Raw genomic sequence first — 19,368 nt, forward strand, 5'->3', positions numbered from 1 at the left:
TTCCTAACGTGAAAGGAGCAGCGTGGACATGAGCAAGCAGCAGAACCTCTGGAGCAAGCGCTGGGTGCGCATGCCACTGGGCTTTGTCGCGACCTCGCTCGCCACGCTTCTCGCCTTCCACGCTGGTCAGGACATTGCCGAGATCGCATTCGGCGGCGGCGCGGCTGAGGCTGCGCCGATGGCCGTAGCGGCACCCAAGCCGGTGGCAGTTCCGGCGCTTGCGCAGAAGCCGGTAGACGGCCCGTTCGTGGTCAAGTCGATCCTGCCGATCAATGAGCCGATCAAGTTCGGCAAGTTCTACTGGGACGAAACCCGCGCGCCTGCCACGGGACCGCTGGTGGTGACGGTTGACCTCACCGCCCGCGTGATCAGCGTGTTCCGCGATGGGCACGAGATCGGCGCGGCCGCGATCCTCAAGGGCTATGGCGACAAGCCGACCCCGACCGGGGTGTTCCCGATCACCGAGAAGGACGCAGATCACGTCTCGAACATCTATGACGCGCCGATGCCCCACATGCTGCGCCTGACCAACGACGGCGTTTCGATCCACGGCAGCAAGGTCGAGAAGGGCTATGCCACCAATGGCTGCGTCGGCGTGCCCGACGACTTCGCCCGCAACCTGTTCAAGGTGGCCAGGCTTGGTGACAAGGTCATCATCACCGATGGCCGCAAAATGACCGTCGGCGATCCGATCCTGACCGGCGAACACGCGAGCTGATCACAGGATATCGTAGCCATTGCCAAGGGCGGCCTTCAGCTTCTCGAGCGCCTGGGCCTTCAACTGGTGGACGCGCGGAATGCTGACCGTCAGCACTTCGGCAATTTCAGCCAGATTCAGTTCCTCGACGAAATAGAGCTGGATGATCATCTGCAGCCGCTCTGGCAGATCGGCAATGGCCGCTGCCACGGCACTGCGCGTTTCCTGATCGGCGAGCATGGCAAAGCTGTCGGGCCGATCGTCGGCAAAGGCGGCATTGCTGTCGGAATAGGCATCGTCGATATGCTCGAAGCGCAAGGGTTCGTCGGCTGCCTGCTGATCGGCCAGCTCGCGCTCGGTCAGGCCCATCGCGGCGGCGAGTTCGGCATCGCTCGGCGGGCGGCCAAGCTCTGACGTCAGGGCGGAGGTCTTTTCGCGCAAGGCCCGACGGCGTTCGGAAGCCGAACGCGAGAGCGGGGTCGAGCGGCGCACAAGGTCAACCATCGCGCCACGCACGCGCAGCTTGGCATAGGCGGCAAAGCCGTCCTCGGTAGGTCCGGCATGGCGTTGAGAACACTCGGTGAGCGCAACGAGGCCCGCCTGGATCAGGTCTTCCAGTTCCATTCCCGCCCTGCCCGAGCCGTGGACATGCCAGGCCAGGCGCTTCACCATCGGAAGGAACCTGCGGATGCGGTCAGCGGCCTCGTCCTTCTTGTAGGCCTGTGCGGCGGCAAAGCCTCGTGGATCGTGTTTCATGCGGCAATTCCCTCGGGGATCGGCATCGACTGGGTCGGCTCGGGTTGGGCATCGCCGCCAATGACCGAGATGACCTCGATCGGCTGGGACGGCGGAAGTTCGGAGATGGACAGGACCAGGCACTGCGGCGCGCGCAGGCGCAGCAGGCTGGCCAGCGGACGGCGGGCGCGCGGCTGAACGATCAGCGCGATCGGCGCGGCGCCAGGGCCGCGTTCGGATATGATCGCGGTGATGCGCTCGCCGATGCCACGCGCGAGGTCGGGCTCGATCACCGGCTGGCCGGTGGACGGATCGTGCATGCCCGAGACGATCATCTGTTCGAGGCCTGCTTCGAGCGTGACCACGGGCAGGCGGTCGCTGGGGCCGCAGATGCGCCCGACGACCATCTCGCCCAGCGCCGTGCGCAGGAGATCGACCAGCCGATCGTGGTCGGTCGTCTGCTGCAGCGCCTGGCTCAGCGCCGAAAGGATCGGCAACGGATGGGCGATCGAGATGCCATCCTCGAGTAGCGCGTGGAAAAGGCGGGTCAGGGCGCCCAGCGACATCGGCTGCGGGTGGATCGTCTCGACAAGACCAGCCGAGCGTTCCTTGACACCGTCGAGGATGGCCTTGACTTCGTCGGGTCCGAGCAGCGCCGATGGGCGGTCGCCCAGCACCTGATTGAGATGCGTGGCGATGACCGTGCTCGCATCGACGGTGAGGAAGCCCTCGGCAATGGCGAGATCGCGCTGGGCGGGCTCGATCCAGATCGCAGGGCAGCCGAAGCTGGGGTCGCGGGTCTGTTCGCCGCGCAGGCCATGGTCGGGATTTGCGTCGCCCGCGTCGATCGCCAGCACCTTTTCCGGGCGCATGTCACCTGCGCCGATGGGCACGCCGCCCAGCAGGATGCGGTAGGAGTTCGGAGCGAGCTCCAGCGAATCGCGCACCCGGAACTGCGGCACGATGAAGCCAAAGGTCTGACTGAGCTGCTTGCGCACCCCGGTGATGCGGGCGACCAGTGGAGAGCCGCGCCGTTCATCAACAAGATGGATGAGCCCGTAGCCCATCTCCACGGTGACAAGCGTGTGATCGCTGACTTCGTCGAGCGTGATGCGGCCAGGATCGACTGGGGGCGCTTCCTCGACCACAACCGGCGCTGGACGATCGGCGCGCTTCTTGAGCGTCCACCACAGCCATCCGGCAAGGCCTGCGGCGGGCAGGAAGATGAACTGCGGCATCGCCGGGATCATGCCGATCGCACCCATGACGATGGCCACCGGCAGCCAGATCGCCGGGTTGGCGAACTGCCCGCTGATCTGACCGGTCAGGTCACGGCTGTCCGATACACGGGTGACGATCACGGCGGCGGCAATCGAGAGCAGCAGCGAGGGGACTTGCGCGACGAGCGCGTCGCCCACCGCCAGCGTGACGTAGAACTGCGCTGCCTGCGATGCGGAAAGACCGTGGCTGATCATTCCCAGGCAGAAACCCGCAATGATGTTCACGCCCAGGATCAGCAGGGCGGCGATGGCATCGCCCTTCACGAACTTGGACGAACCGTCCATCGAACCGTAGAAATCGGCCTCGGTCGCCACTTCGCGGCGGCGCGCCTTTGCCTCGTCCGCGGTGAGCAGGCCCGCGGCAAGGTCGGAATCGATCGCCATCTGCTTGCCCGGCAGCGCATCGAGCGTGAAGCGCGCGGAGACTTCCGAGACGCGGCCCGCGCCCTTGGTAACGACCACCATGTTGATGATCATCAGGATCATGAACACGAACAGGCCGACCGCGAAATTGCCGCCGATCAGAAACTCGCCAAAGGCCTCGATCACATGGCCCGCCGCCGCGCCGCCTTCATGCCCGTTGACCAGCACGATGCGGGTCGAAGCGACGTTGAGCGCAAGGCGCAGCAGCGTTGCAAACAGGAGGACCGAGGGGAACGAGGAGAAATCGAGCGGCTTTTCGGCATTCATCGCCGCCATCAGGATCGCGACCGAAAGCGCGATATTGAGGACGAAGAACACGTCGAGCATGATGGTCGGGATCGGGACGACCATCAGCACGATGAGCGTGAGGATGCCGGTGGGAAGGGCGAAGGCGGCGGGCGAGCCGAAACGCTTGAACATTGCCTAGAGTCCCAGCGCCGAGAGACGGCCATAGGCCTGGCGGACATGCGCCGGGGCAGAACCGCCATCGTTGAGGGAAAAGGTCTGGCGCAGGGTATCGGCCATCGAGGCGGCAGGGGCCGGCACGGCATTGCCGGTGCTTGCCGCCGCATTCTGGAACTCGCGGGCAATCGGACCGCCTGCGAACTCTTGCTGCTGCGCGGCGGTGGAAGGCGTGACCCCCATCGATGCAGCCCATTGCAGGGCGTCTTCGCCCGTTCCGACTTCGGCCGCGCCTGCCATGCGCGTGCGGATCAGCGCCATGACTTCGCCAACCGAGCGCGCGGCACCGCCTGCTCCATAGAAGGTCGAGCGGTTGGCGGAGGCAGCGGCGGGAAGAATCGAGGCGGCAGACTGCGAGGGATCGCCGCCGAGCGCGGTCAGAAAGCGGCCGGCCCCTTCAGCACCGAAGAAATGCGCGAGGTAGAGTTCGGCATGGTCGGGCTGACGGCCCAATACGCCGGAAAGAAAGGCGCTGTTGTCGTTGGCCAGTTCGCCCGCCATCAGCGAGGCGACTTGCGGATCGAAGCGCAGGGCCAGCAATTGCGCGCGTGCGGCTGGATCGCGGACCGATCCGCCTTCGATCAGGTCGCTCGCCCAGCCAAGGCCGTGGTCCGCGCCATGCTTGTCGAGCGTGCGCAGCCAGGTCTCGCCGGTGAACTGGTAAAGGCCGCTCGCGCTCGACGTACGGGCGCGGGCACTGGGATCGAGGCTCGATTCAAGCCGCGCCTGAGCCATGAGATATCTGAAATCGACGCCAGTGGCCCGTGCCGCCCCGGCAATCGCGCCGCGCACGGTCGCCCCGGAAACGCCAGGGGCGGCCGGGGCGTTCGGAAAACTTGTTACGTCGTAGGCGCTCACGGCTGATCCCTTCCGGCCGCACGCAGGCGGCATCACGGAAGGGGTTCAGCAAGGCCTGTGCCAAATGGTCAGGCCGTGCGCAGGCGATGGGCCTGCGGGCCCGCGCGATAGAGCGGCGAGGTGCCGGTCAACGCATCGAGGCGCGAGGAAACATTGGCGGCAATCAGGTTGCGCACACGGCGATTTGCCTCGTTCAGACGGCGCGCGGCATCGAGCAGGCCACGGCACTCCTCGTCGACTTTGTCGTTGCCTGCTTCGGCCAGGACGCCGCACAGCTCGGACTTGCTCGAGGCGCAGCCCATGATGAGATCGAGATCCAGCCCGGCAAGCGCATGCCGTTCCTCCTGCAGCACGGCAAGCATCTGCCGAAGCGTCTCTCGCAAGGGGGCGGCGGGAGCAGCAGGGCGCGTGGCGATCTGTGTGGTCATCAGGAGGCAGTCCTCAGCAGCATTCCGGCAGCGATCATGGCGTCGGCGATCTTGGCCGGGACCAGCGGATAGTTGCCCGTCTCGATGGCGTGACGGATGTCCTTGACCCGCTCGACGTCGACGGGCGCGGCAGCCCCGGCATCGAGCGCAGACGAGCGCTGGACCTGGGTGGCCGATCCGGCATTGGCAGCCGCAGTGATCTGCGGATCGACGGCTGCCGGAACCGTCTTGGCGGTGGTTGCAGTCTTGACCTGCACCGGCCCAACCGGGCGCGATGCGCCGATTTCAAATGGCGACATGGTCCGCTCCTAGCGTTTCATGCAGGGAAGGACGGCGCCTTGAACGGGTCTTTAAGGGGCAATACGGAAAATTTTTGCCGGGTGTGTGAACAGACCGGCAAGGCGCACGTCAATCGACCGGCACGACGACAAGTCCGGGACGCACAATGCGGGCGCGGATGGGCGTTGCCTTTACGCTGGTTCTCACGCGAATCCATGCACCGACAGGGCCGGCCTCCATCGCCTCGCCCGATTGCGAGACGGTGAAGCCATCGCCTTCGACGGAAATGGTCAGTGCTTCGCCACGCGCGACCGCAGGCGGCTCGGCAGCCCCGGCGCCTTGCCGGGAGTTAGTGCCGGCAACGGCAACGAACAGCCGCCAGCCGCCGGGATCAGGGCATTGCACCAGCACGTTGTCCTGACGCGTGCCATACCATGAGACGACCAGCGCACCGAAGCAGTTGGCAAGGCGCATGCGGCGATCGACAGGCAAGGCAGCGCCTCCGGGCTGGCCGACGCCTGCGCCGGTGAAGGATGCCACTGCCCTGTCGACGTTTGCCAGATCGTAGAAGCCCGCCTGCGCCGAAGCGGAGCTGGCCGATGCACAAGTGGCAAGGGCAGTCATGAAGGCGAATGCGGATCTCATGGTATTGTCCCGGCAATGAAGTCTGTCGGGAGCGTTCTCGCAATCATCGTGCCAAAGGCGACGGAGCGCTGAGGGTTTCACTCGCATAAGCCAGCGAAACGCTTGCACCCGATCGGACCCCGGGCTCGACCAGGATACGCGCAGCCTTGGCTCGCGCACCCCCGGCCGCGGCAATCTGCATGGCCTGCGCCATCGCCGCCTCGCGCCCATTATCGGCATAGCGCACGATCACCTGCACTTCGAGCCGGGGATCGGCACCGACGCCTGCGAGCCATTGCGCGAGCGGCGGTGCGCCCTCGCCCGCGCTCCACACAGCGACCGGTTCGCTCGCCATGGCGGCCGCGACGGGTGGCGGCGGCGGCGGCACCTTGGCTTGCGTCCCCGACGCGCTGCTGGCCTGTGCAAAAGCCGAAGCGGTGACAAGGAACAGGATCAGGGAGAGATCGGCTAGCGCATATTGCCAGCCGGTCCCGGCGCGCACGATCATGCGTGCTGCCTCGCGCGCGCTGTAATGGGCGTGCGGATGGGGTGGACGCGGTGCGGGAGAGTCGGTTCGAGCTGTGCGGTGAGCCAGTCGATCACTTCCTGCCGCGCAAGTTCCTCTGCCTGTGCCCGGCGTTCGACCATGCGCGCCAGGGGCGCAAACAGCAGATTGGCCAACAGCAGGCCGTAGAGCGTCGTCACGACAGCCATCGAGATCGCCCCGTTGAGCGCCGACGGGTCGAGCCCCGTGGCAGGCAGGCTGCTGAGTGAGACGAGCGTGCCGACCATGCCGAAGACCGGACCCAGTTCCGCCGCCTGTGCCAACGTGCGCACAGCTGCAGTGGCATTCGCCATGCGCTTGCGGCGGTAGGCCTCGTGGCGTTCGATCAGCGGGTCGAGCGAGCGCGAACGGATCATGAGGTCGGTGGCCTCGTCGAACTCGCGATCGCCGGTGGCCTTGGGCGTGACGCGCAGCACGCCATCGCGGCGGATCGCCGTCACCTGACCTGCGAGGTCGGCCTTGCCCTGTTCGCTGGTGAAGCGAGGATGCAGCAGTCCGGCAAGTGCTCGCGCGGTGAGCGCGAGCTCGCGCGGTCCTGCGCGCAGCACGGTAGCCAGCGCGGTCCCGCCCAAAACGATGGTGGCCGACACGCCGTCGATCAGGGGGCTGAATTCCATGGGGCGGAGGTCTCCTCCCATACAAGAACGGCACGAAGCGGCAAGATTTCAGCCCCCAGCCTGCAATTTGCCGCCCTCCGGCAAGCGTTTGCCGCCCGCCACGGGGTTTCCCGCGCGATGGCCGAGCGTTTGCGCACTTGGCACGGGCCTTGCTGAAAGACCGCCAGTGAACCCTGCCGGAAATCCTCTGGCGCGATCAAGGCTTGATACGATGGCTGAATCCCTGTTCGGCATTCACGGCACGGCACTGGAACTGCGCTCGCAGCGCATGGGCCTGCTGACGTCCAACATCGCGAATGCGGCAACGCCCGGCTTCAAGGCCAGGGACATCGACTTTGCCGCCGCGCTGAAAGCACGAACCAGCGGCGCGAGCGACGAACAGGCGATCATGTCTGCCACGCGCTATCGCGTGCCGGTGATGCCGAGCCTCGATGGCAACACCGTGGAAATGGCGACCGAGCAGACCGCCTTTGCCGAAAACGCCGTCGGCTATTCGGCCACGCTCACCTTCCTCAAGGGCCGGGTGGAGACGATCACCCGCGCGATCAGGGGCGAATAATCGATGCCCGCAAACAGCCCCCTCACCCTCTTCCAGGTCACCGGGCGCGCAATGTCGGCGCAGCTCGTGCGGATGAACACGGCCGCATCGAACCTTGCCAACGCAGGCACCGTGACGACAACCGAGGCCGAAGCCTATCGTCCGTTGCGACCGGTCTTTGCCGAGCAGCTCGATCAGGCAAATGGCCTTTCGACCGTGCGCGTGGCCGCTGTGCAGCGTTCGGACGCGACTCCCATCCGCCAGCACGATCCCGGCCACCCGCTGGCCGATGCCAATGGTGATGTCTGGACCGCCCCGGTCGATGAAAACGCCGAGATGGTCGAGATGCTCGAAAGCTCGCGCCAGTACCAGAACGTGGTCGAGGCGATGCAAACCGCAAAGCAGCTCATGCTCGAAACGATGAGGATGAAATAATGTCAGTCGCTTCCGTAACGTCCACTACCGGCGTCAATGGCGCCGCCACATCCTCCAAGGCCGGACAGGGCTGGGGCGCGCTGGGCGCCGAGGACTTCGTCAAGCTGCTGACCACGCAGCTGAGCAATCAGGACCCGACCGACCCGGTCGACAACTCGCAGATGCTGGCCCAGCTCGCACAGTTCTCGTCGCTCTCCGCACAGAACGACATGAAGGACTCGCTCGGCACGATTTCCGCGCAGGGCGACACGCTCGCGCAGATCTCGGCCAAGCTCGACACCCTGAACAGCACTGTCGCCAAGCTCACCGCCACGTCCGCCGCTTCGGCCTGATCCCCAATCCCCGCAGGAGACCCGCATGTCCTTCTATACCTCGCTGAACGGCCTCAAGAACGCCCAGACCGACCTTGGCGTGATCAGCCACAACATCGCCAATGCCGAGACCACGGGCTTCAAGAAGAGCCGCACCGAATTTGCCGACATCGTTGTCGGCAGCGCCTTCACCAATCCCAAGCTGGTCGTCGGCATCGGCGCCGCGGTGGAATCGATCAGCCAGAACTTCGCGCTCGGCCCGATCGAGCAGACCGGATCGGCGCTGGATCTTGCGATCAACGGCGACGGGTTCTTCACCACCAAGAATGTGGTGACCGGCCAGACGATGTTCACCCGCAACGGCAGCCTGACCGTGGACGGAGCAGGTTTCATCTCGGACGGCTCGGGCAATCGCCTGCAGGTCTTCCCTACCGACGCTGCCGGGACAATCACCTCGACCACACCGGGTGACGCAGTCATTCCAGCCTCGAACGGCAATGATGCGAATGGCAATCCGATCGAATTTGCCGGCATCACCGTGGGCGACGACGGCTCGGTGACCGCGTCCTATGCCGACGGATCGAACGTGATCATCGGCAAGGTCGCTCTCGCCAGCTTCATCGCGCCGCAGGGCCTCAAGCAGGTAGGTTCATCCAACTGGGTGACGACCGGCATTTCGGGCACGCCCAACTATGGCCAGCCGAGCACCGGCCAGTACGGATCGCTGCTTTCGGGCGCGCTCGAACGCTCGAACGTGGACATTGCCGAAGAGCTGGTCAGCTTGATCACCGCGCAGCGCAATTTTCAGGCGAACGCCAAGGCAATCGATACCGCCACGCAGATTTCGCAGACCGTGATCCAGCTGCAGAGCTGATCTGATCCCTAACCCGGAAGCCTTGCCATGGACCGCCTGATCTACACTGCCTATTCCGGAATGACCGGATCGACCGTTCGCCAGCGCGTGATCGCCAGCAACATGGCCAACGCCCAGACCATCGGCTTTCGCGCCGAGATGCTGACGGCAACGCCCGTCACGCTCAAAGGGCCGAGCCTTGAAGCGCGTTCGATGACCGAAGGCGAAGTGCGCGGCGCATCGATGGCGCAAGGTTCGCTGATCGAGACGGGCAAGCCGCTGGACGTCGCGCTGTCCGGCGACACCATGCTGTCGATCCAGGCAGACGATGGCAGCGAGGTCTATACCCGGCGCGGCGATCTTGCGGTGAGCGCTGGCGGCGTGCTGCAGAACGGCGATGGCCGCCCGGTGATCGGCGAAGGCGGACCAATCACGGTGCCGCTCGGCTCAAGGGTTACCATTTCCCCCGATGGCGGCGTCAACGTCGCCAATCCAGAGACGCCCGACCAGCCTCCCCAGCTGGTCGGGCGCATCAAGATCGCATCGACCACCGGAAGCAGGATCGAGAAGGGTCTCGACGGCTTCTTCAGGGTAAGCGGTGCCAATGGACAGGGGGGCGGCGTGTTGCCGCAGGACGAGGAAGCCAGGCTGATGGTCGGCAGCCTCGAACAGTCCAACGTCGATCCCACCCGCATCTTGGTCGAAATGGTCGAGGCCCAGCGCCTGTTCGACATCCGCACCAAGGTCGTCAGCCAGGCGCGCGAGGTGGATGAATCCAGCGCCGCGCTGATGCGCATTTCCTGATCCTTTAGGAAGGTAGAACCCCATGCCAAGCTCAGCCCTTCACGTCGCCCGCACCGGGCTTGAGGCGCAGGACACGCGGATGCGCGTGATTGCCAACAACCTTGCCAACATCGGCACCACCGGCTTCAAGCGCGACCGCGCCAATTTCGCCACGCTCGCCTATCAGGATGCCCGCGTGGCCGGGCAGCAGTCGTCGAACGAGACAGCCTATGCCACGGGCCTCAACCTGGGCACGGGCGTCCAGTTGCAGGCAACGACGCGGATCGACACGCAAGGCACGCTGCAGACCACCGGCAATGCGCTCGACCTGGCACTCGATGGCGATGGCTATTTCCAGGTGACGATGCCGGGCGGGCAGCTAGGTTACACCCGCGCGGGCAACTTCAGCCGCTCGGCCGAAGGTACGCTGGTCACGTCGCAGGGATATGCTCTCAACCCCGCGATCACGATCCCCGAAGGCGCGAGTGCGATCACGATCTCGCAAGACGGCACCGTCTCGGCCACGGTCGCAGGCAACACCGAGCCGACCGAACTGGGTCAGATCACCATTGCCAGCTTCGCCAATCCGGGCGGGCTTCGTTCAATGGGCGACAACTTCCTGCAGGAGACCGCAGCGTCGGGCGCGGCACAGGTGGGCATCGCCGGGGATCAGGGCCGCGGCCACATCCAGCAGGGCTATCTCGAATCCTCGAATGTCAACGTCGTCGAGGAGCTGGTCGACATGATCGAGGCGCAGCGCGCCTATGAGATCAATTCCAAGATGATCTCGGCGGTCGACGAAATGCTCCAGAACGCGAACCAGACGCTGTGATCGCCATGAACACGCCTTTCGATCGTCATTTTGCAGATACGCAGGTCGATCCGCTCGAAATGCGACTGGCGCGCCGCCGCCGCAAGAGCGCGATCAGCGCGCTTGTGGCCGGTACGCTGGCGGCTGCAGCAGGAATGTTCCTGAGCGACCCGGCCAGTGCGGCCCGGCCAAAGCCCGGCTTCGAGCCCGCGCTGCCGCAGGCTATCCCGCCGCAGGTGGCCGCGCCAACCGCAGGATCGATCTTCAACGCAAATGCCGGATATGCCGGCCTTGTCGAGGGTCGTCGTGCCCGCTCCATCGGTGATCCCCTGACCGTGGTGCTGGTCGAAAACCTGACCTCGGCCAAGACCGCCGGAGCCAAGACGCAGAAGTCCGGACAGTTCTCGGTGACCCCGCCGACGGCGGGGCCGCTGTCGTTCCTCAACCCCAATGCCCTTAAAGCTTCGGGCGGTTCGTCGTTCAATGGTCAGGGCAACGCCTCGCAGACGAGCACGCTCGCCGGTGAGGTCGCTGTGACCATCGCAGAAGTGCGGGCCAACGGCACGGCGCTTGTCCGGGGGGAGAAGCGCATGATGCTGAGTCAGGGTCAGGAATGGGTGCAGTTTTCAGGGATCGTGCGCCTTGGCGATATCGATCCGGAAAACCGCATCCTTTCCACCCAGATCGCGGATGCGCGTGTCGAGTACACCGGCAACGGTTCGGTCGGGCGCGCCAGTCGCGAAGGCTGGTTGAGCAAGTTCTTCAACGCGATTTCGCCCTTTTGAGGCTGTGACAATGCTGGTTCGGTATCTTCTTTCACTGGCTCTCGGCCTTTTCGCACTCTCCCCCGTGCCGGCGCTGGCCGAGCGCGTGCGCGATCTCGGCGAATTCCAGGGTGTGCGCGCGAACCAGCTGACGGGCTATGGGATCGTGGTCGGCCTCCCCGGCACGGGCGACGACAATCTCGAATACCTGACGCAGGCGATGAAGGGCACGGCCGGACGCCTTGGCGTTCAACTGCCCGCAGGCGTTTCCCCCGGCCTCAAGAATGCGGCGGCGGTGATGATCACCGCAGACCTTCCCGCCTTCGCCAAGCCCGGCCAGCGCATCGACGTGACCGTATCGACGCTCGGCAAGGCCAAGTCCCTGCGCGGCGGAGCGCTGATCATGGCGCCGCTCTATGGTGCTGACGGCCAGATCTACGCGATGGCCCAGGGCAACCTTGCCGTTGGCGGCCTTGGCATCAGCGCACGCGATGGATCGCAGCTGACCGTGAATGTGCCGACCGTAGGCCGCATCGCCGAGGGCGGCAGCGTCGAACGCGCGGTCGCATCCGGGTTCGAGAGCGGCGACGTGTTGCGCTGGAACCTGTTTCAGGCCGACTTCCTGACCGCCCAGCGCGTACGCGATGCGATCAACACCCGCTTTCCCCAGGCGGCCACGATCGAAGACGGCGTGACGCTCGCCTTGCGTCTGCCCGCTGGCGCGGATTCGCGTGCCACGGCGATGGCCTCGATCGAAATGCTCGATATTACCCCGGCTGAGACGGCCGCGCGCGTGATCGTCAACAGCCGCACCGGCACGGTCGTGATCAACAGCGCGGTGCGCCTGTCGCCCGCTGCGATCAGCCACGGCAAGCTTGTCGTCAAGATCGACGAGAAGAGCCAGGTTTCGCAGCCGAACGCTTTTGGCCGCGGCCAGACGGCGGTCACACCCGCCAGCCAGATCGATCTGCAGGAAAAGGAAGCCAAGGTTGCGCTGTTCAGGCCCGGCGCTTCGCTGTCATCGCTTGTCGATGCTCTCAACAAGCTTGGCACGAGCCCGTCAGACCTTGTCGCCATCCTCGAGGCACTCAAGCAGGCAGGCGCCCTCAAGGCCGAGATGGTGGTGATATGAGCACCGTTTCGCCCCCCACCCCTGCGTCCCCCGCGCTTTCGCTCAAGCCCAGGGTGGCAAGCGACCGCGAGAAGCTGGCAGGCGCAGCGAAGCAGTTCGAGGCGATCTTCATCCGCCAGATGCTGGCCAGCGCGCGTGCCACCAATTTTGGCGGAAATGACCTGTTCGGGCAGATGGACCAGACATTCGTGCAGATGCGCGACGAGCGCTTTGCCGAGATCGCATCGGATACCGGCGCGTTCGGCCTGGCCAGGCAGATCGAGAACCACCTTGCCGCGCTGCTTCCTGCAGACGCGGCAAATCCTGCGAAGGGCAAGTAAGCCATGGCTTCCGACCTTCTCTCGATTGCCCGCAGCGGCGCGATGGCCGCCCGCATCGGGCTGGACGTGACCGCGCAGAACATCGCGAACGCCTCGTCCGATGGCTATGTCCGGCGGTCCGCCAGCCTGACCGAGGTTGCGTCCACGGGCGGGGCCTACCGCATCGGCGACCTGTCGCTATCGGGGGTGCGGCTCGATTCCATCACCCGCAATGCCGATGCTTTCCGCCAGGCCGAAGTACGCCGTACCGGCTCTGACCTTGCGCGGGCCACCGCCGAAGTCGAAGGGCTTTCGAACATCGAATCCGCGATCGAGCAATCGGGCGTCTATGACGTCATCGTCGGCTTTGAATCCTCATTGCAGCAGCTGACGCAGGACCCGGTCGACACCGCCTTGCGCGCCTCGGTGATCGAGAAGGCGCGAACGATGGTCGGCACCTTCCAGATCGCCGCGCAGGAGATGGACGCGGCAGGCGATGGCCTGCAGTTCCTGGCAGGCGATGGCGTGACGCAGGTCAACCGCATCGCGCAGGAACTGGCGCGCACCAACACACGCCTGTCGCGCGCGTCGGACGCCAGCAGCGACAAGACCGCCCTGCTCGACCAGCGCGACAAGCTGCTCCAGCAGATGAGCGAGTACGGCAACATCGCCACCACCTTTGCCACCGACGGCACCGTGGCGGTCAAGCTTGGCGGGACAAGCGGCGTCGATCTGGTAACTGGCGGAACGGCTGCATCGGTCTCGATGACCACGGCAAGCGATGGCCAGGTCAGCTTCGCGGTCGGCACCTCGCCGCTTTCGCTCTCGGGCGGATCGCTTGCCGGGCAGCAACTCGCCTTGGGCAAGCTGGCGCAACTGAGGCTCGACGTGGACGGCCTTGCCGAGGATATCGTCAACACCTTCAACGCAGCGCAGCTGACCGGCGACGATCTTGACGGCGATCCCGGGGCGGCGATCTTCTCGGGCAACAGCGCAGCATCGATGGCACTTGATGTCACAGATGTGCGCAAGCTGGCGACGGCTCCGCTCAATGGCACGATCGGCAGCCGCGATGCCACCAACCTCACCGCTATCCGCGCGGCACTGACCAGTCTCAACCCTGCCGATGGGATGGATCAGATAATCTTCGACGTTTCGGGCACACTGGCAGGACGCAAAGTCACGCGGGGTGCGCTCGAGACGATTTCGAACACCGCCAAGGTCGCGCTTTCCGCGCAATCGGGCGTCGATCTCGATGCCGAGGCGGTCAACCTCGTGCGCTACCAGCAGGCATTTCAGGCCTCGGGCCGGGTCATGCAGGTGGCGTCCGACATTTTCGACACCCTTCTGGGAATCAGGTAACCGGCCATGAGCACGATCTACGGCACATCGACCAGCGCGTTCTATGACCGCTCGCTGATGGATCTCACGGCGCTGCGCAAGCAGGCCGAAGAGACGCAGGCCGAACTTTCGAGCGGGCAGCGCCTGCAGCGCTCGTCCGACGATCCGGTGGCTGCATCGCGGCTGCGGCGGCTGTCGCGGACCGATACGCTCGACAAGATCGACGATGCCGCGACCGACCGCGTCACTTCGGACCTGACCCTGACCGACGGCGCCCTGACCCAGTTCGGCAACTACGTGATCAGGCTGAAGGAGCTGACCACACAGGCAGCATCCGAGACGTTGAGCGTCGCACAACGCGCCGGCATCGGCGCAGAAATCGCGCAGATCCATGAAAACCTCGTGGGTCTGGCCAATACGCGTGACAGTTCCGGCGGCGCCTTGTTCGGCGGCGAAGGCGCAGGCGATGCCTATACCGTGACCGGCGGCATCGCTTCCTACGCGGGTACGTCGAGCGCTGGCACCGTTTCGCTCGGTTCGGGGCAGAGTGTTTTGCGCGGCATCACGGGCCCCGAGTTCATGCAATACACATCGGGCGGGACGAGCGTCGACCTGCTCGCGGTCACCAAGAGCCTGGCCGATGCGCTCACATCGGGCACCGGCAGCGCTGCAACAGCCAATGCCGCGCTGACTGCGCTGGAAGACGGACTGCAATCGATCACGACCGCGCAGACCGTGATCGGATCGCGCCTCAACTGGATCGACCTCAACACCGAGCGGCGGACCTCGATGTCCGAACTGCGCACGACAGAGCAGACCGAGATCGGCGGAGCTGACCTCACGGAATCCATCGCGCGGCTGCAGAACACGATGCTCGTTCTCGAAGCCAGCCAGGCAAGCTTCACGAAGCTCGCCACTCTTTCGCTGATGAGCCAGTTGCGCTGATCGGCGCTGCCACACCGGGATAGACCTGCATGTTCGTAATCATCGGCCTTGTCATTCTCCTCGCCATGGTGTTCGGCGGCTTTGCCATCACCGGCGGCGATCTTGGCCCCGTGCTCCACGCGCTGCCGCACGAGATGCTGATCATCGGCGGTGCCGCCGTGGGCGCGCTTGTGACCGGCAACTCGATGCACGAACTCAAGGGCATCGGCGGCGGCTTTGCCAAGACGTTCAAGGGACCCAAACACAACAAGCAGGATCACGTAGACGCGATCGTGCTGTGCACGAAGCTGATGAAGATCCTGCGCAGCGATGGGCCGGTGGCGCTGGAAAGCCACGTCACCGATCCCAAGAACTCGCCAATCTTTGCCGAATTCCCCCGGCTTCTCGCCAACAAGGCGCTGGTATCGCTGATCTGCGATACGCTGACCCTGATCGTGGTATCCTCGGGAACGCTCGAGGTGCACGCGGTTGAAGACGTGATGGATCATGCGATGAAGACGCATTTCCACGAGGAAGCCGAAGCGCAGCACGCGATCCAGGGCCTGGCCGACGCCTTGCCCGCACTTGGCATCGTCGCGGCGGTGCTCGGCGTGGTCAAGACGATGGGTTCGATCGACAAGCCGCCATCGATCCTTGGCGCGATGATCGGTTCGGCACTGGTCGGTACCTTCCTCGGCATCTTGCTGGCCTATGGCATCGTCGCGCCCATCGCGGGACGCCTGAAGCAGGTCCTCGATCAGGACGAGATGATCTTCCAGGCGGTCAAGCAGGTGATCATCGCAAGCCTGCACGGCTGGCCGCAGCCGCTGGTCGTCGAAAGCGCGCGGTCAGGACTTGGGCATTCCTTCCGTCCAGGTCTCTCCGAACTGCTCGACGCGCTGCGCGGACGTTAAGTCATGGCCAAGGCACCGACCAAGGGCAAGAACGAGCCACCGCGCCCGATCATCGTCAAGAAGATCACGGTGGTGGCGGGCGGCCATCACGGCGGCGCATGGAAGGTGGCCTACGCCGACTTCGTGACCGCCATGATGGCGTTCTTCCTGTTGATGTGGCTGCTCGGTGCGACAACCGAGAAGCAGCGCAAGGGCATCGCCGACTATTTCACTCCGACGCTGGTCAAGATGCGGCAGGGCAGTGCGGGCGGTTACGGCGTGCTCGGCGGCTCATCGCTGACCGATGCCGATGACTATCCGCACCGCGCTGGCCAGACCGGCAACAAGACGATCACCATTCCGCGCGACGCCAGCGGTGGCGCGAAGGAAGGCGGCAGCAAGGTCAAGCGCACCCAGGTGATGAAGGAGCGGATTGCCCAGAAGCTGGCAGCCTCCGAGAAGCTCAAGAAGCTCGCTCGGCAGGTGCGCATGACCGAAACCCCCGACGGCATCCGCATCGACCTCGTCGACGATGCCGATTTCTCGATGTTCCTGATCGGCACCACAGTGCTGACTCCCGACGCCGCCGAACTGCTGCGCGCGATCGGACAGGCAGTCGCGCCCGATGGCGGCGAGTTCACCATACGCGGCCACACGGATTCGCTTCCCTGGAAGACGGGCGTTGCCAACAACTGGTCGCTTTCTGCGGGACGCGCGGAAGCCACGCGGCAGACGCTCATGCGTCAGGGCATTGGCGAGAAGCGGTTCCGGCGGATCGAAGGCGTGGCCGACCGTGAGCCCTTGATCGAGAAGGACCCGGCCGACCCGCGCAACCGGCGCATGTCGATCCTCGTGAATTACTGAATGATTTCAGATTGACGACAAATTATTGATATTACCCGGTTGCGAATGCAACTGGATGAGGGCAGCTTCCCGTCAGGCGCGATGAGATGGATCAAAAGGACCGGTCTCGCGCATGTTTGACTGGGAGCCTTGATCCATGAGGAAATTTGCAGGTTTGGCCGCGGTATCCGCTTTGGCCCTGGCCGGGGTGGTCCTTGCGGCCGCAGGTAGCAAATCATCCGTTTCGCCCAACGCAATCGTGCTGCCTGCGACCAAGGGTTCTGCGGCAGGCGTTTCCGCTGCGGCAACGACCGCCGCCGCATCGGGGGCAACGATTCCCGACAGCTGGATCTGCGTGTTCAAGGCCGGCGCCGTTGCGCGTGGAGCCGAGCAGGCAGAGGCCAACAAGGTCGTCGGCAAGGCGGGCGGGCGCATTGGCCATGTCTATCGCCATGCGCTGCAGGGATTTTCAATCAATCTGCCCGCGCAAGCCGCTGCGGCAGTCGCCGCGCACAATCCCAACATCGCCTATTGCGAGGCTGACCAGATCGCAACCGTGATCGATCCGGTCAACGCGCTTGCAAGGCCCGGCGGCGGGGGTGGCAGCACCACCGAAACTACGCCTGTCGGCGTCACCAGCATCGGTGGAGGCACGGCGACCTATACCGGCGCGGGCCGCGCTTTCGTGATCGACAGCGGCATCGATCTGACCCACCCGGACCTCAACGTCGACACCGCGTTGAGCCAGAACTTCGTCTCGCGCGAAACGTCGCCTAACGATCTCAACGGCCATGGCAGCCATGTCGCAGGGACGATCGCGGCCAAGAAGGGCAATGCGATCGGCGTGGTCGGCGTGGCACCGGGCGCGAAGCTTATCGCGGTCCGCGTGCTCGATCGGCGCGGCAGCGGTGCCTATTCCGATGTGATCGCAGGTGTGGACTACGTCGCCTCAATGGGCAAACTGGGCGATGTTGCCAACATGAGCCTGGGCGGACCGGTCTCGGATGCGCTCGACCAGGCCGTGATCAACGCCTCGAACACGAGCAAGGTCCTGTTCGCGCTGGCGGCAGGCAACGAGACGGATGATGCCAACAATCATTCGCCCGCGCGTGCCGACGGCCCCTACATCCTGACGGTGGCGGCGGTAAACAGCACCGATACTTTCGCCAGCTTCTCCAACTATTCGGTCATCAACGATCCGGTGGATTTTGCCGAACCGGGCGTCTCGATCCTGTCGACGTGGAAGGACGGCGGCTACAACACGATCTCGGGCACATCGATGGCAACGCCGCATCTAGCCGGCCTTGTCCTTCTGGGCGGACCTCGTGCAACAACGCGCCTGTCGACGGCCGCCCCCAATGGCGTGCGCTTCCCGATCGGCGTGAAGTAGTGGCAGAGCCTGACTGGCGCTCCCTTTTGGCGCTCCAGTCAGGCGGCTGTTCGTTCTTTCAGCACATAGCCCTCGGCATAGTCCGACACGATCTGGTACTGCCGCGAAATCTTTCGGCGCAGTCGTGATAAGGCCACGCACAGCGATTTGCGGGTTAACTCGCGCACCTGCCCGACCGCAGATTTCTGGAGTTCAGTGGCATGGACGGACTTGTTCTTCCGCGCCGCGAGGCGCGCCAAGAGCAGGAGTTCGCGGTTACTCATCGCCTCCATGGGAATGTCCTCGGCCACATACTTGCGCAGCACCACCCGCAGATCGTCGAGTGGGCCGACCACGCTTAGAGCGTGCCGGTAGTTGCGAATATGTATGGCTGCGACCCGCGCTATGTATTCGGTCCGATGCATGCGGCAATCGACTACCAGATCGAAGCCTGCGTTGAGCAATTGGGCGCGATCGGTCGGCGTACTTTGCGCCATGACCGCGACCTTGATCTTGCTTGTCAGAATGGCGCGATTCCGACGCAACAACTTGCCAAGCCGGACCGGATCCTCTGCATGGGCGATAAAAACGTCATAGCTTTCACGGGCAGCAGAAAAAATATCGGTCTGGCTCTCAAAATAGCGATATTGCATTATATCGCCGTAGAGATCGCGCAGCCATGCCTGGCGCTCTTCAAGACAGCGGTCACGTATGAAGACGATCCTGGCGCGCAACCGCCTGAACTGCCTTTCCATCTCGAGAACTGTTAACGTTCCGGCCTGGGCTAATTTTTGCTCCGCCGACAGCACACGCGCCGAATGAGCAAACGACCTGGCTGCTCCTTGCATTTTATCCCCCAAGGTTTTTTGCGAGCAGGTTCATGCGCTCGCCTCCCTCTGGCGGAAGTGTCTCCAAAACGGTTTAATAAGCCTTCGGCATTTTCGTTTAAATTATGCCAGAAGTGATTTGCATATTGCTAAGTCCTTTTACGCATTTGCAATCCGGTGCCGAGCGCAGCTGCAGACTGCCAGACCAATGCCAACAGCTGACGAATTCAGATTATGGTCTGAGTCGGCCTGAAACGAAGACAACTTACATCCCACA

General features: G+C 64.4%; 24 protein-coding genes. 15 read left to right on the plus strand and 9 right to left on the minus strand.

What is annotated here, in order from left to right:
* The first annotated feature begins 28 nt into the window (after positions 1-28).
* Positions 29-718, plus strand: a complete 690-nt coding sequence (locus AC2A04_RS07135) for a L,D-transpeptidase family protein (RefSeq protein ID WP_484211592.1) — start codon at positions 29-31, stop codon at positions 716-718.
* On the opposite strand, the gene AC2A04_RS07140 is transcribed toward AC2A04_RS07135, so the two are convergent.
* From AC2A04_RS07140 to AC2A04_RS07175, 8 genes are all read right to left on the minus strand, one after another.
* On the minus strand, positions 719-1,453 hold the full coding sequence (locus AC2A04_RS07140) for a sigma-70 family RNA polymerase sigma factor (protein WP_484211593.1): 735 nt from the start codon (positions 1,451-1,453) through the stop codon (positions 719-721). It abuts the gene before it with no gap.
* Complete coding sequence (locus tag AC2A04_RS07145) at positions 1,450-3,555, minus strand: flagellar biosynthesis protein FlhA (protein WP_484211594.1); 2,106 nt, start codon at positions 3,553-3,555, stop codon at positions 1,450-1,452. The genes AC2A04_RS07140 and AC2A04_RS07145 overlap by 4 nt, the downstream gene beginning before the upstream one ends.
* Before the next feature lie 3 nt (positions 3,556-3,558).
* A complete protein-coding gene (locus tag AC2A04_RS07150) occupies positions 3,559-4,455 on the minus strand; it encodes a lytic transglycosylase domain-containing protein (protein WP_484211595.1) in 897 nt (298 codons plus the stop codon).
* A 68-nt stretch (positions 4,456-4,523) separates the two neighbouring features.
* A complete protein-coding gene (locus tag AC2A04_RS07155) occupies positions 4,524-4,883 on the minus strand; it encodes a flagellar protein FlgN (protein ID WP_484211596.1) in 360 nt (119 codons plus the stop codon).
* Positions 4,883-5,182, minus strand: a complete 300-nt coding sequence (gene flgM / locus AC2A04_RS07160; RefSeq protein WP_484211597.1) for a flagellar biosynthesis anti-sigma factor FlgM — start codon at positions 5,180-5,182, stop codon at positions 4,883-4,885. Before flgM ends, AC2A04_RS07155 begins: the two co-directional genes overlap by 1 nt.
* Before the next feature lie 109 nt (positions 5,183-5,291).
* Positions 5,292-5,786 carry a flagella basal body P-ring formation protein FlgA gene (locus AC2A04_RS07165; protein ID WP_484211598.1) on the minus strand — a complete coding sequence of 165 codons (495 nt, stop codon included), beginning with the start codon at positions 5,784-5,786 and terminating at the stop codon, positions 5,292-5,294.
* Positions 5,787-5,850: 64 nt separating this feature from the next.
* The gene (locus AC2A04_RS07170) at positions 5,851-6,294 is read right to left on the minus strand and encodes a hypothetical protein (RefSeq protein ID WP_484211599.1); all 444 of its coding nucleotides are present in this window, start codon (positions 6,292-6,294) and stop codon (positions 5,851-5,853) included.
* Entirely contained in the window at positions 6,291-6,968 is a 678-nt protein-coding gene (locus AC2A04_RS07175) for a MotA/TolQ/ExbB proton channel family protein (protein ID WP_484211600.1), read from the minus strand. Before AC2A04_RS07175 ends, AC2A04_RS07170 begins: the two co-directional genes overlap by 4 nt.
* Positions 6,969-7,179: 211 nt before the next feature.
* Here AC2A04_RS07175 and flgB point away from each other — a divergent pair, with 211 nt between their 5' ends.
* The 14 genes from flgB (at position 7,180) to AC2A04_RS07245 (ending at position 18,285) form a co-directional block, all read left to right on the plus strand.
* Positions 7,180-7,527, plus strand: coding sequence for a flagellar basal body rod protein FlgB (gene flgB, locus AC2A04_RS07180; protein WP_484211601.1), 348 nt, complete (start codon positions 7,180-7,182; stop codon positions 7,525-7,527).
* 3 nt (positions 7,528-7,530) lie between these two features.
* Positions 7,531-7,941, plus strand: coding sequence for a flagellar basal body rod protein FlgC (gene flgC / locus AC2A04_RS07185; protein WP_484211602.1), 411 nt, complete (start codon positions 7,531-7,533; stop codon positions 7,939-7,941).
* The gene (locus AC2A04_RS07190) at positions 7,941-8,273 is read left to right on the plus strand and encodes a flagellar hook assembly protein FlgD (protein WP_484211603.1); all 333 of its coding nucleotides are present in this window, start codon (positions 7,941-7,943) and stop codon (positions 8,271-8,273) included. Before flgC ends, AC2A04_RS07190 begins: the two co-directional genes overlap by 1 nt.
* A gap of 25 nt (positions 8,274-8,298) precedes the next feature.
* Positions 8,299-9,126, plus strand: coding sequence for a flagellar hook-basal body complex protein (locus AC2A04_RS07195; protein ID WP_484211604.1), 828 nt, complete (start codon positions 8,299-8,301; stop codon positions 9,124-9,126).
* Positions 9,127-9,153: 27 nt separating this feature from the next.
* Complete coding sequence (locus AC2A04_RS07200; RefSeq protein ID WP_484211605.1) at positions 9,154-9,909, plus strand: flagellar basal body rod protein FlgF; 756 nt, start codon at positions 9,154-9,156, stop codon at positions 9,907-9,909.
* Positions 9,910-9,931: 22 nt separating this feature from the next.
* Positions 9,932-10,720 (plus strand): flagellar basal-body rod protein FlgG, encoded by a 789-nt coding sequence (flgG, locus tag AC2A04_RS07205; RefSeq protein ID WP_484211606.1) that lies wholly within the window; start codon positions 9,932-9,934, stop codon positions 10,718-10,720.
* A gap of 5 nt (positions 10,721-10,725) precedes the next feature.
* Positions 10,726-11,484: a flagellar basal body L-ring protein FlgH gene (locus tag AC2A04_RS07210; protein ID WP_484211607.1), complete on the plus strand. Its 759-nt coding sequence runs from the start codon at positions 10,726-10,728 to the stop codon at positions 11,482-11,484.
* 10 nt (positions 11,485-11,494) lie between these two features.
* Positions 11,495-12,595 carry a flagellar basal body P-ring protein FlgI gene (locus AC2A04_RS07215; protein WP_484211608.1) on the plus strand — a complete coding sequence of 367 codons (1,101 nt, stop codon included), beginning with the start codon at positions 11,495-11,497 and terminating at the stop codon, positions 12,593-12,595.
* On the plus strand, positions 12,592-12,915 hold the full coding sequence (locus AC2A04_RS07220) for a rod-binding protein (RefSeq protein WP_484211609.1): 324 nt from the start codon (positions 12,592-12,594) through the stop codon (positions 12,913-12,915). The genes AC2A04_RS07215 and AC2A04_RS07220 overlap by 4 nt, the downstream gene beginning before the upstream one ends.
* A 3-nt stretch (positions 12,916-12,918) precedes the next feature.
* The gene (gene flgK, locus AC2A04_RS07225) at positions 12,919-14,256 is read left to right on the plus strand and encodes a flagellar hook-associated protein FlgK (protein ID WP_484211610.1); all 1,338 of its coding nucleotides are present in this window, start codon (positions 12,919-12,921) and stop codon (positions 14,254-14,256) included.
* Positions 14,257-14,262: 6 nt separating this feature from the next.
* Positions 14,263-15,180, plus strand: a complete 918-nt coding sequence (locus AC2A04_RS07230; RefSeq protein WP_484211611.1) for a flagellin N-terminal helical domain-containing protein — start codon at positions 14,263-14,265, stop codon at positions 15,178-15,180.
* A gap of 29 nt (positions 15,181-15,209) precedes the next feature.
* Positions 15,210-16,073, plus strand: a complete 864-nt coding sequence (motA, locus tag AC2A04_RS07235) for a flagellar motor stator protein MotA (protein ID WP_484211612.1) — start codon at positions 15,210-15,212, stop codon at positions 16,071-16,073.
* A gap of 3 nt (positions 16,074-16,076) precedes the next feature.
* Positions 16,077-16,916 (plus strand): flagellar motor protein MotB, encoded by an 840-nt coding sequence (locus tag AC2A04_RS07240; protein ID WP_484211613.1) that lies wholly within the window; start codon positions 16,077-16,079, stop codon positions 16,914-16,916.
* A gap of 136 nt (positions 16,917-17,052) precedes the next feature.
* The gene (locus AC2A04_RS07245; RefSeq protein WP_484211614.1) at positions 17,053-18,285 is read left to right on the plus strand and encodes a S8 family serine peptidase; all 1,233 of its coding nucleotides are present in this window, start codon (positions 17,053-17,055) and stop codon (positions 18,283-18,285) included.
* 38 nt (positions 18,286-18,323) lie between these two features.
* On the opposite strand, the gene AC2A04_RS07250 is transcribed toward AC2A04_RS07245, so the two are convergent.
* Complete coding sequence (locus AC2A04_RS07250) at positions 18,324-19,112, minus strand: winged helix-turn-helix domain-containing protein (protein ID WP_484211615.1); 789 nt, start codon at positions 19,110-19,112, stop codon at positions 18,324-18,326.
* Positions 19,113-19,368: the final 256 nt, after the last annotated feature.

The sequence above is a fragment of the Novosphingobium sp. HNCC26DJ243 genome, assembly GCF_057180545.1.

Bases quoted from the DNA above. Each gene is read 5' to 3' on its own strand.
- AC2A04_RS07135 (WP_484211592.1), top strand. From the start codon at position 29: ATGAGCAAGCAGCAGAACCTCTGGAGCAAGCGCTGGGTGCGCATGCCA.
- AC2A04_RS07140 (WP_484211593.1), bottom strand. From the start codon at position 1,453: ATGAAACACGATCCACGAGGCTTTGCCGCCGCACAGGCCTACAAGAAG.
- AC2A04_RS07145 (WP_484211594.1), bottom strand. From the start codon at position 3,555: ATGTTCAAGCGTTTCGGCTCGCCCGCCGCCTTCGCCCTTCCCACCGGC.
- AC2A04_RS07155 (WP_484211596.1), bottom strand. From the start codon at position 4,883: ATGACCACACAGATCGCCACGCGCCCTGCTGCTCCCGCCGCCCCCTTG.
- flgM (WP_484211597.1), bottom strand. From the start codon at position 5,182: ATGTCGCCATTTGAAATCGGCGCATCGCGCCCGGTTGGGCCGGTGCAG.
- AC2A04_RS07165 (WP_484211598.1), bottom strand. From the start codon at position 5,786: ATGACTGCCCTTGCCACTTGTGCATCGGCCAGCTCCGCTTCGGCGCAG.
- AC2A04_RS07170 (WP_484211599.1), bottom strand. From the start codon at position 6,294: ATGATCGTGCGCGCCGGGACCGGCTGGCAATATGCGCTAGCCGATCTC.
- AC2A04_RS07175 (WP_484211600.1), bottom strand. From the start codon at position 6,968: ATGGAATTCAGCCCCCTGATCGACGGCGTGTCGGCCACCATCGTTTTG.
- flgB (WP_484211601.1), top strand. From the start codon at position 7,180: ATGGCTGAATCCCTGTTCGGCATTCACGGCACGGCACTGGAACTGCGC.
- flgC (WP_484211602.1), top strand. From the start codon at position 7,531: ATGCCCGCAAACAGCCCCCTCACCCTCTTCCAGGTCACCGGGCGCGCA.
- AC2A04_RS07190 (WP_484211603.1), top strand. From the start codon at position 7,941: ATGTCAGTCGCTTCCGTAACGTCCACTACCGGCGTCAATGGCGCCGCC.
- AC2A04_RS07195 (WP_484211604.1), top strand. From the start codon at position 8,299: ATGTCCTTCTATACCTCGCTGAACGGCCTCAAGAACGCCCAGACCGAC.
- AC2A04_RS07200 (WP_484211605.1), top strand. From the start codon at position 9,154: ATGGACCGCCTGATCTACACTGCCTATTCCGGAATGACCGGATCGACC.
- flgG (WP_484211606.1), top strand. From the start codon at position 9,932: ATGCCAAGCTCAGCCCTTCACGTCGCCCGCACCGGGCTTGAGGCGCAG.
- AC2A04_RS07210 (WP_484211607.1), top strand. From the start codon at position 10,726: ATGAACACGCCTTTCGATCGTCATTTTGCAGATACGCAGGTCGATCCG.
- AC2A04_RS07215 (WP_484211608.1), top strand. From the start codon at position 11,495: ATGCTGGTTCGGTATCTTCTTTCACTGGCTCTCGGCCTTTTCGCACTC.
- AC2A04_RS07220 (WP_484211609.1), top strand. From the start codon at position 12,592: ATGAGCACCGTTTCGCCCCCCACCCCTGCGTCCCCCGCGCTTTCGCTC.
- flgK (WP_484211610.1), top strand. From the start codon at position 12,919: ATGGCTTCCGACCTTCTCTCGATTGCCCGCAGCGGCGCGATGGCCGCC.
- AC2A04_RS07230 (WP_484211611.1), top strand. From the start codon at position 14,263: ATGAGCACGATCTACGGCACATCGACCAGCGCGTTCTATGACCGCTCG.
- motA (WP_484211612.1), top strand. From the start codon at position 15,210: ATGTTCGTAATCATCGGCCTTGTCATTCTCCTCGCCATGGTGTTCGGC.
- AC2A04_RS07240 (WP_484211613.1), top strand. From the start codon at position 16,077: ATGGCCAAGGCACCGACCAAGGGCAAGAACGAGCCACCGCGCCCGATC.
- AC2A04_RS07245 (WP_484211614.1), top strand. From the start codon at position 17,053: ATGAGGAAATTTGCAGGTTTGGCCGCGGTATCCGCTTTGGCCCTGGCC.
- AC2A04_RS07250 (WP_484211615.1), bottom strand. From the start codon at position 19,112: ATGCAAGGAGCAGCCAGGTCGTTTGCTCATTCGGCGCGTGTGCTGTCG.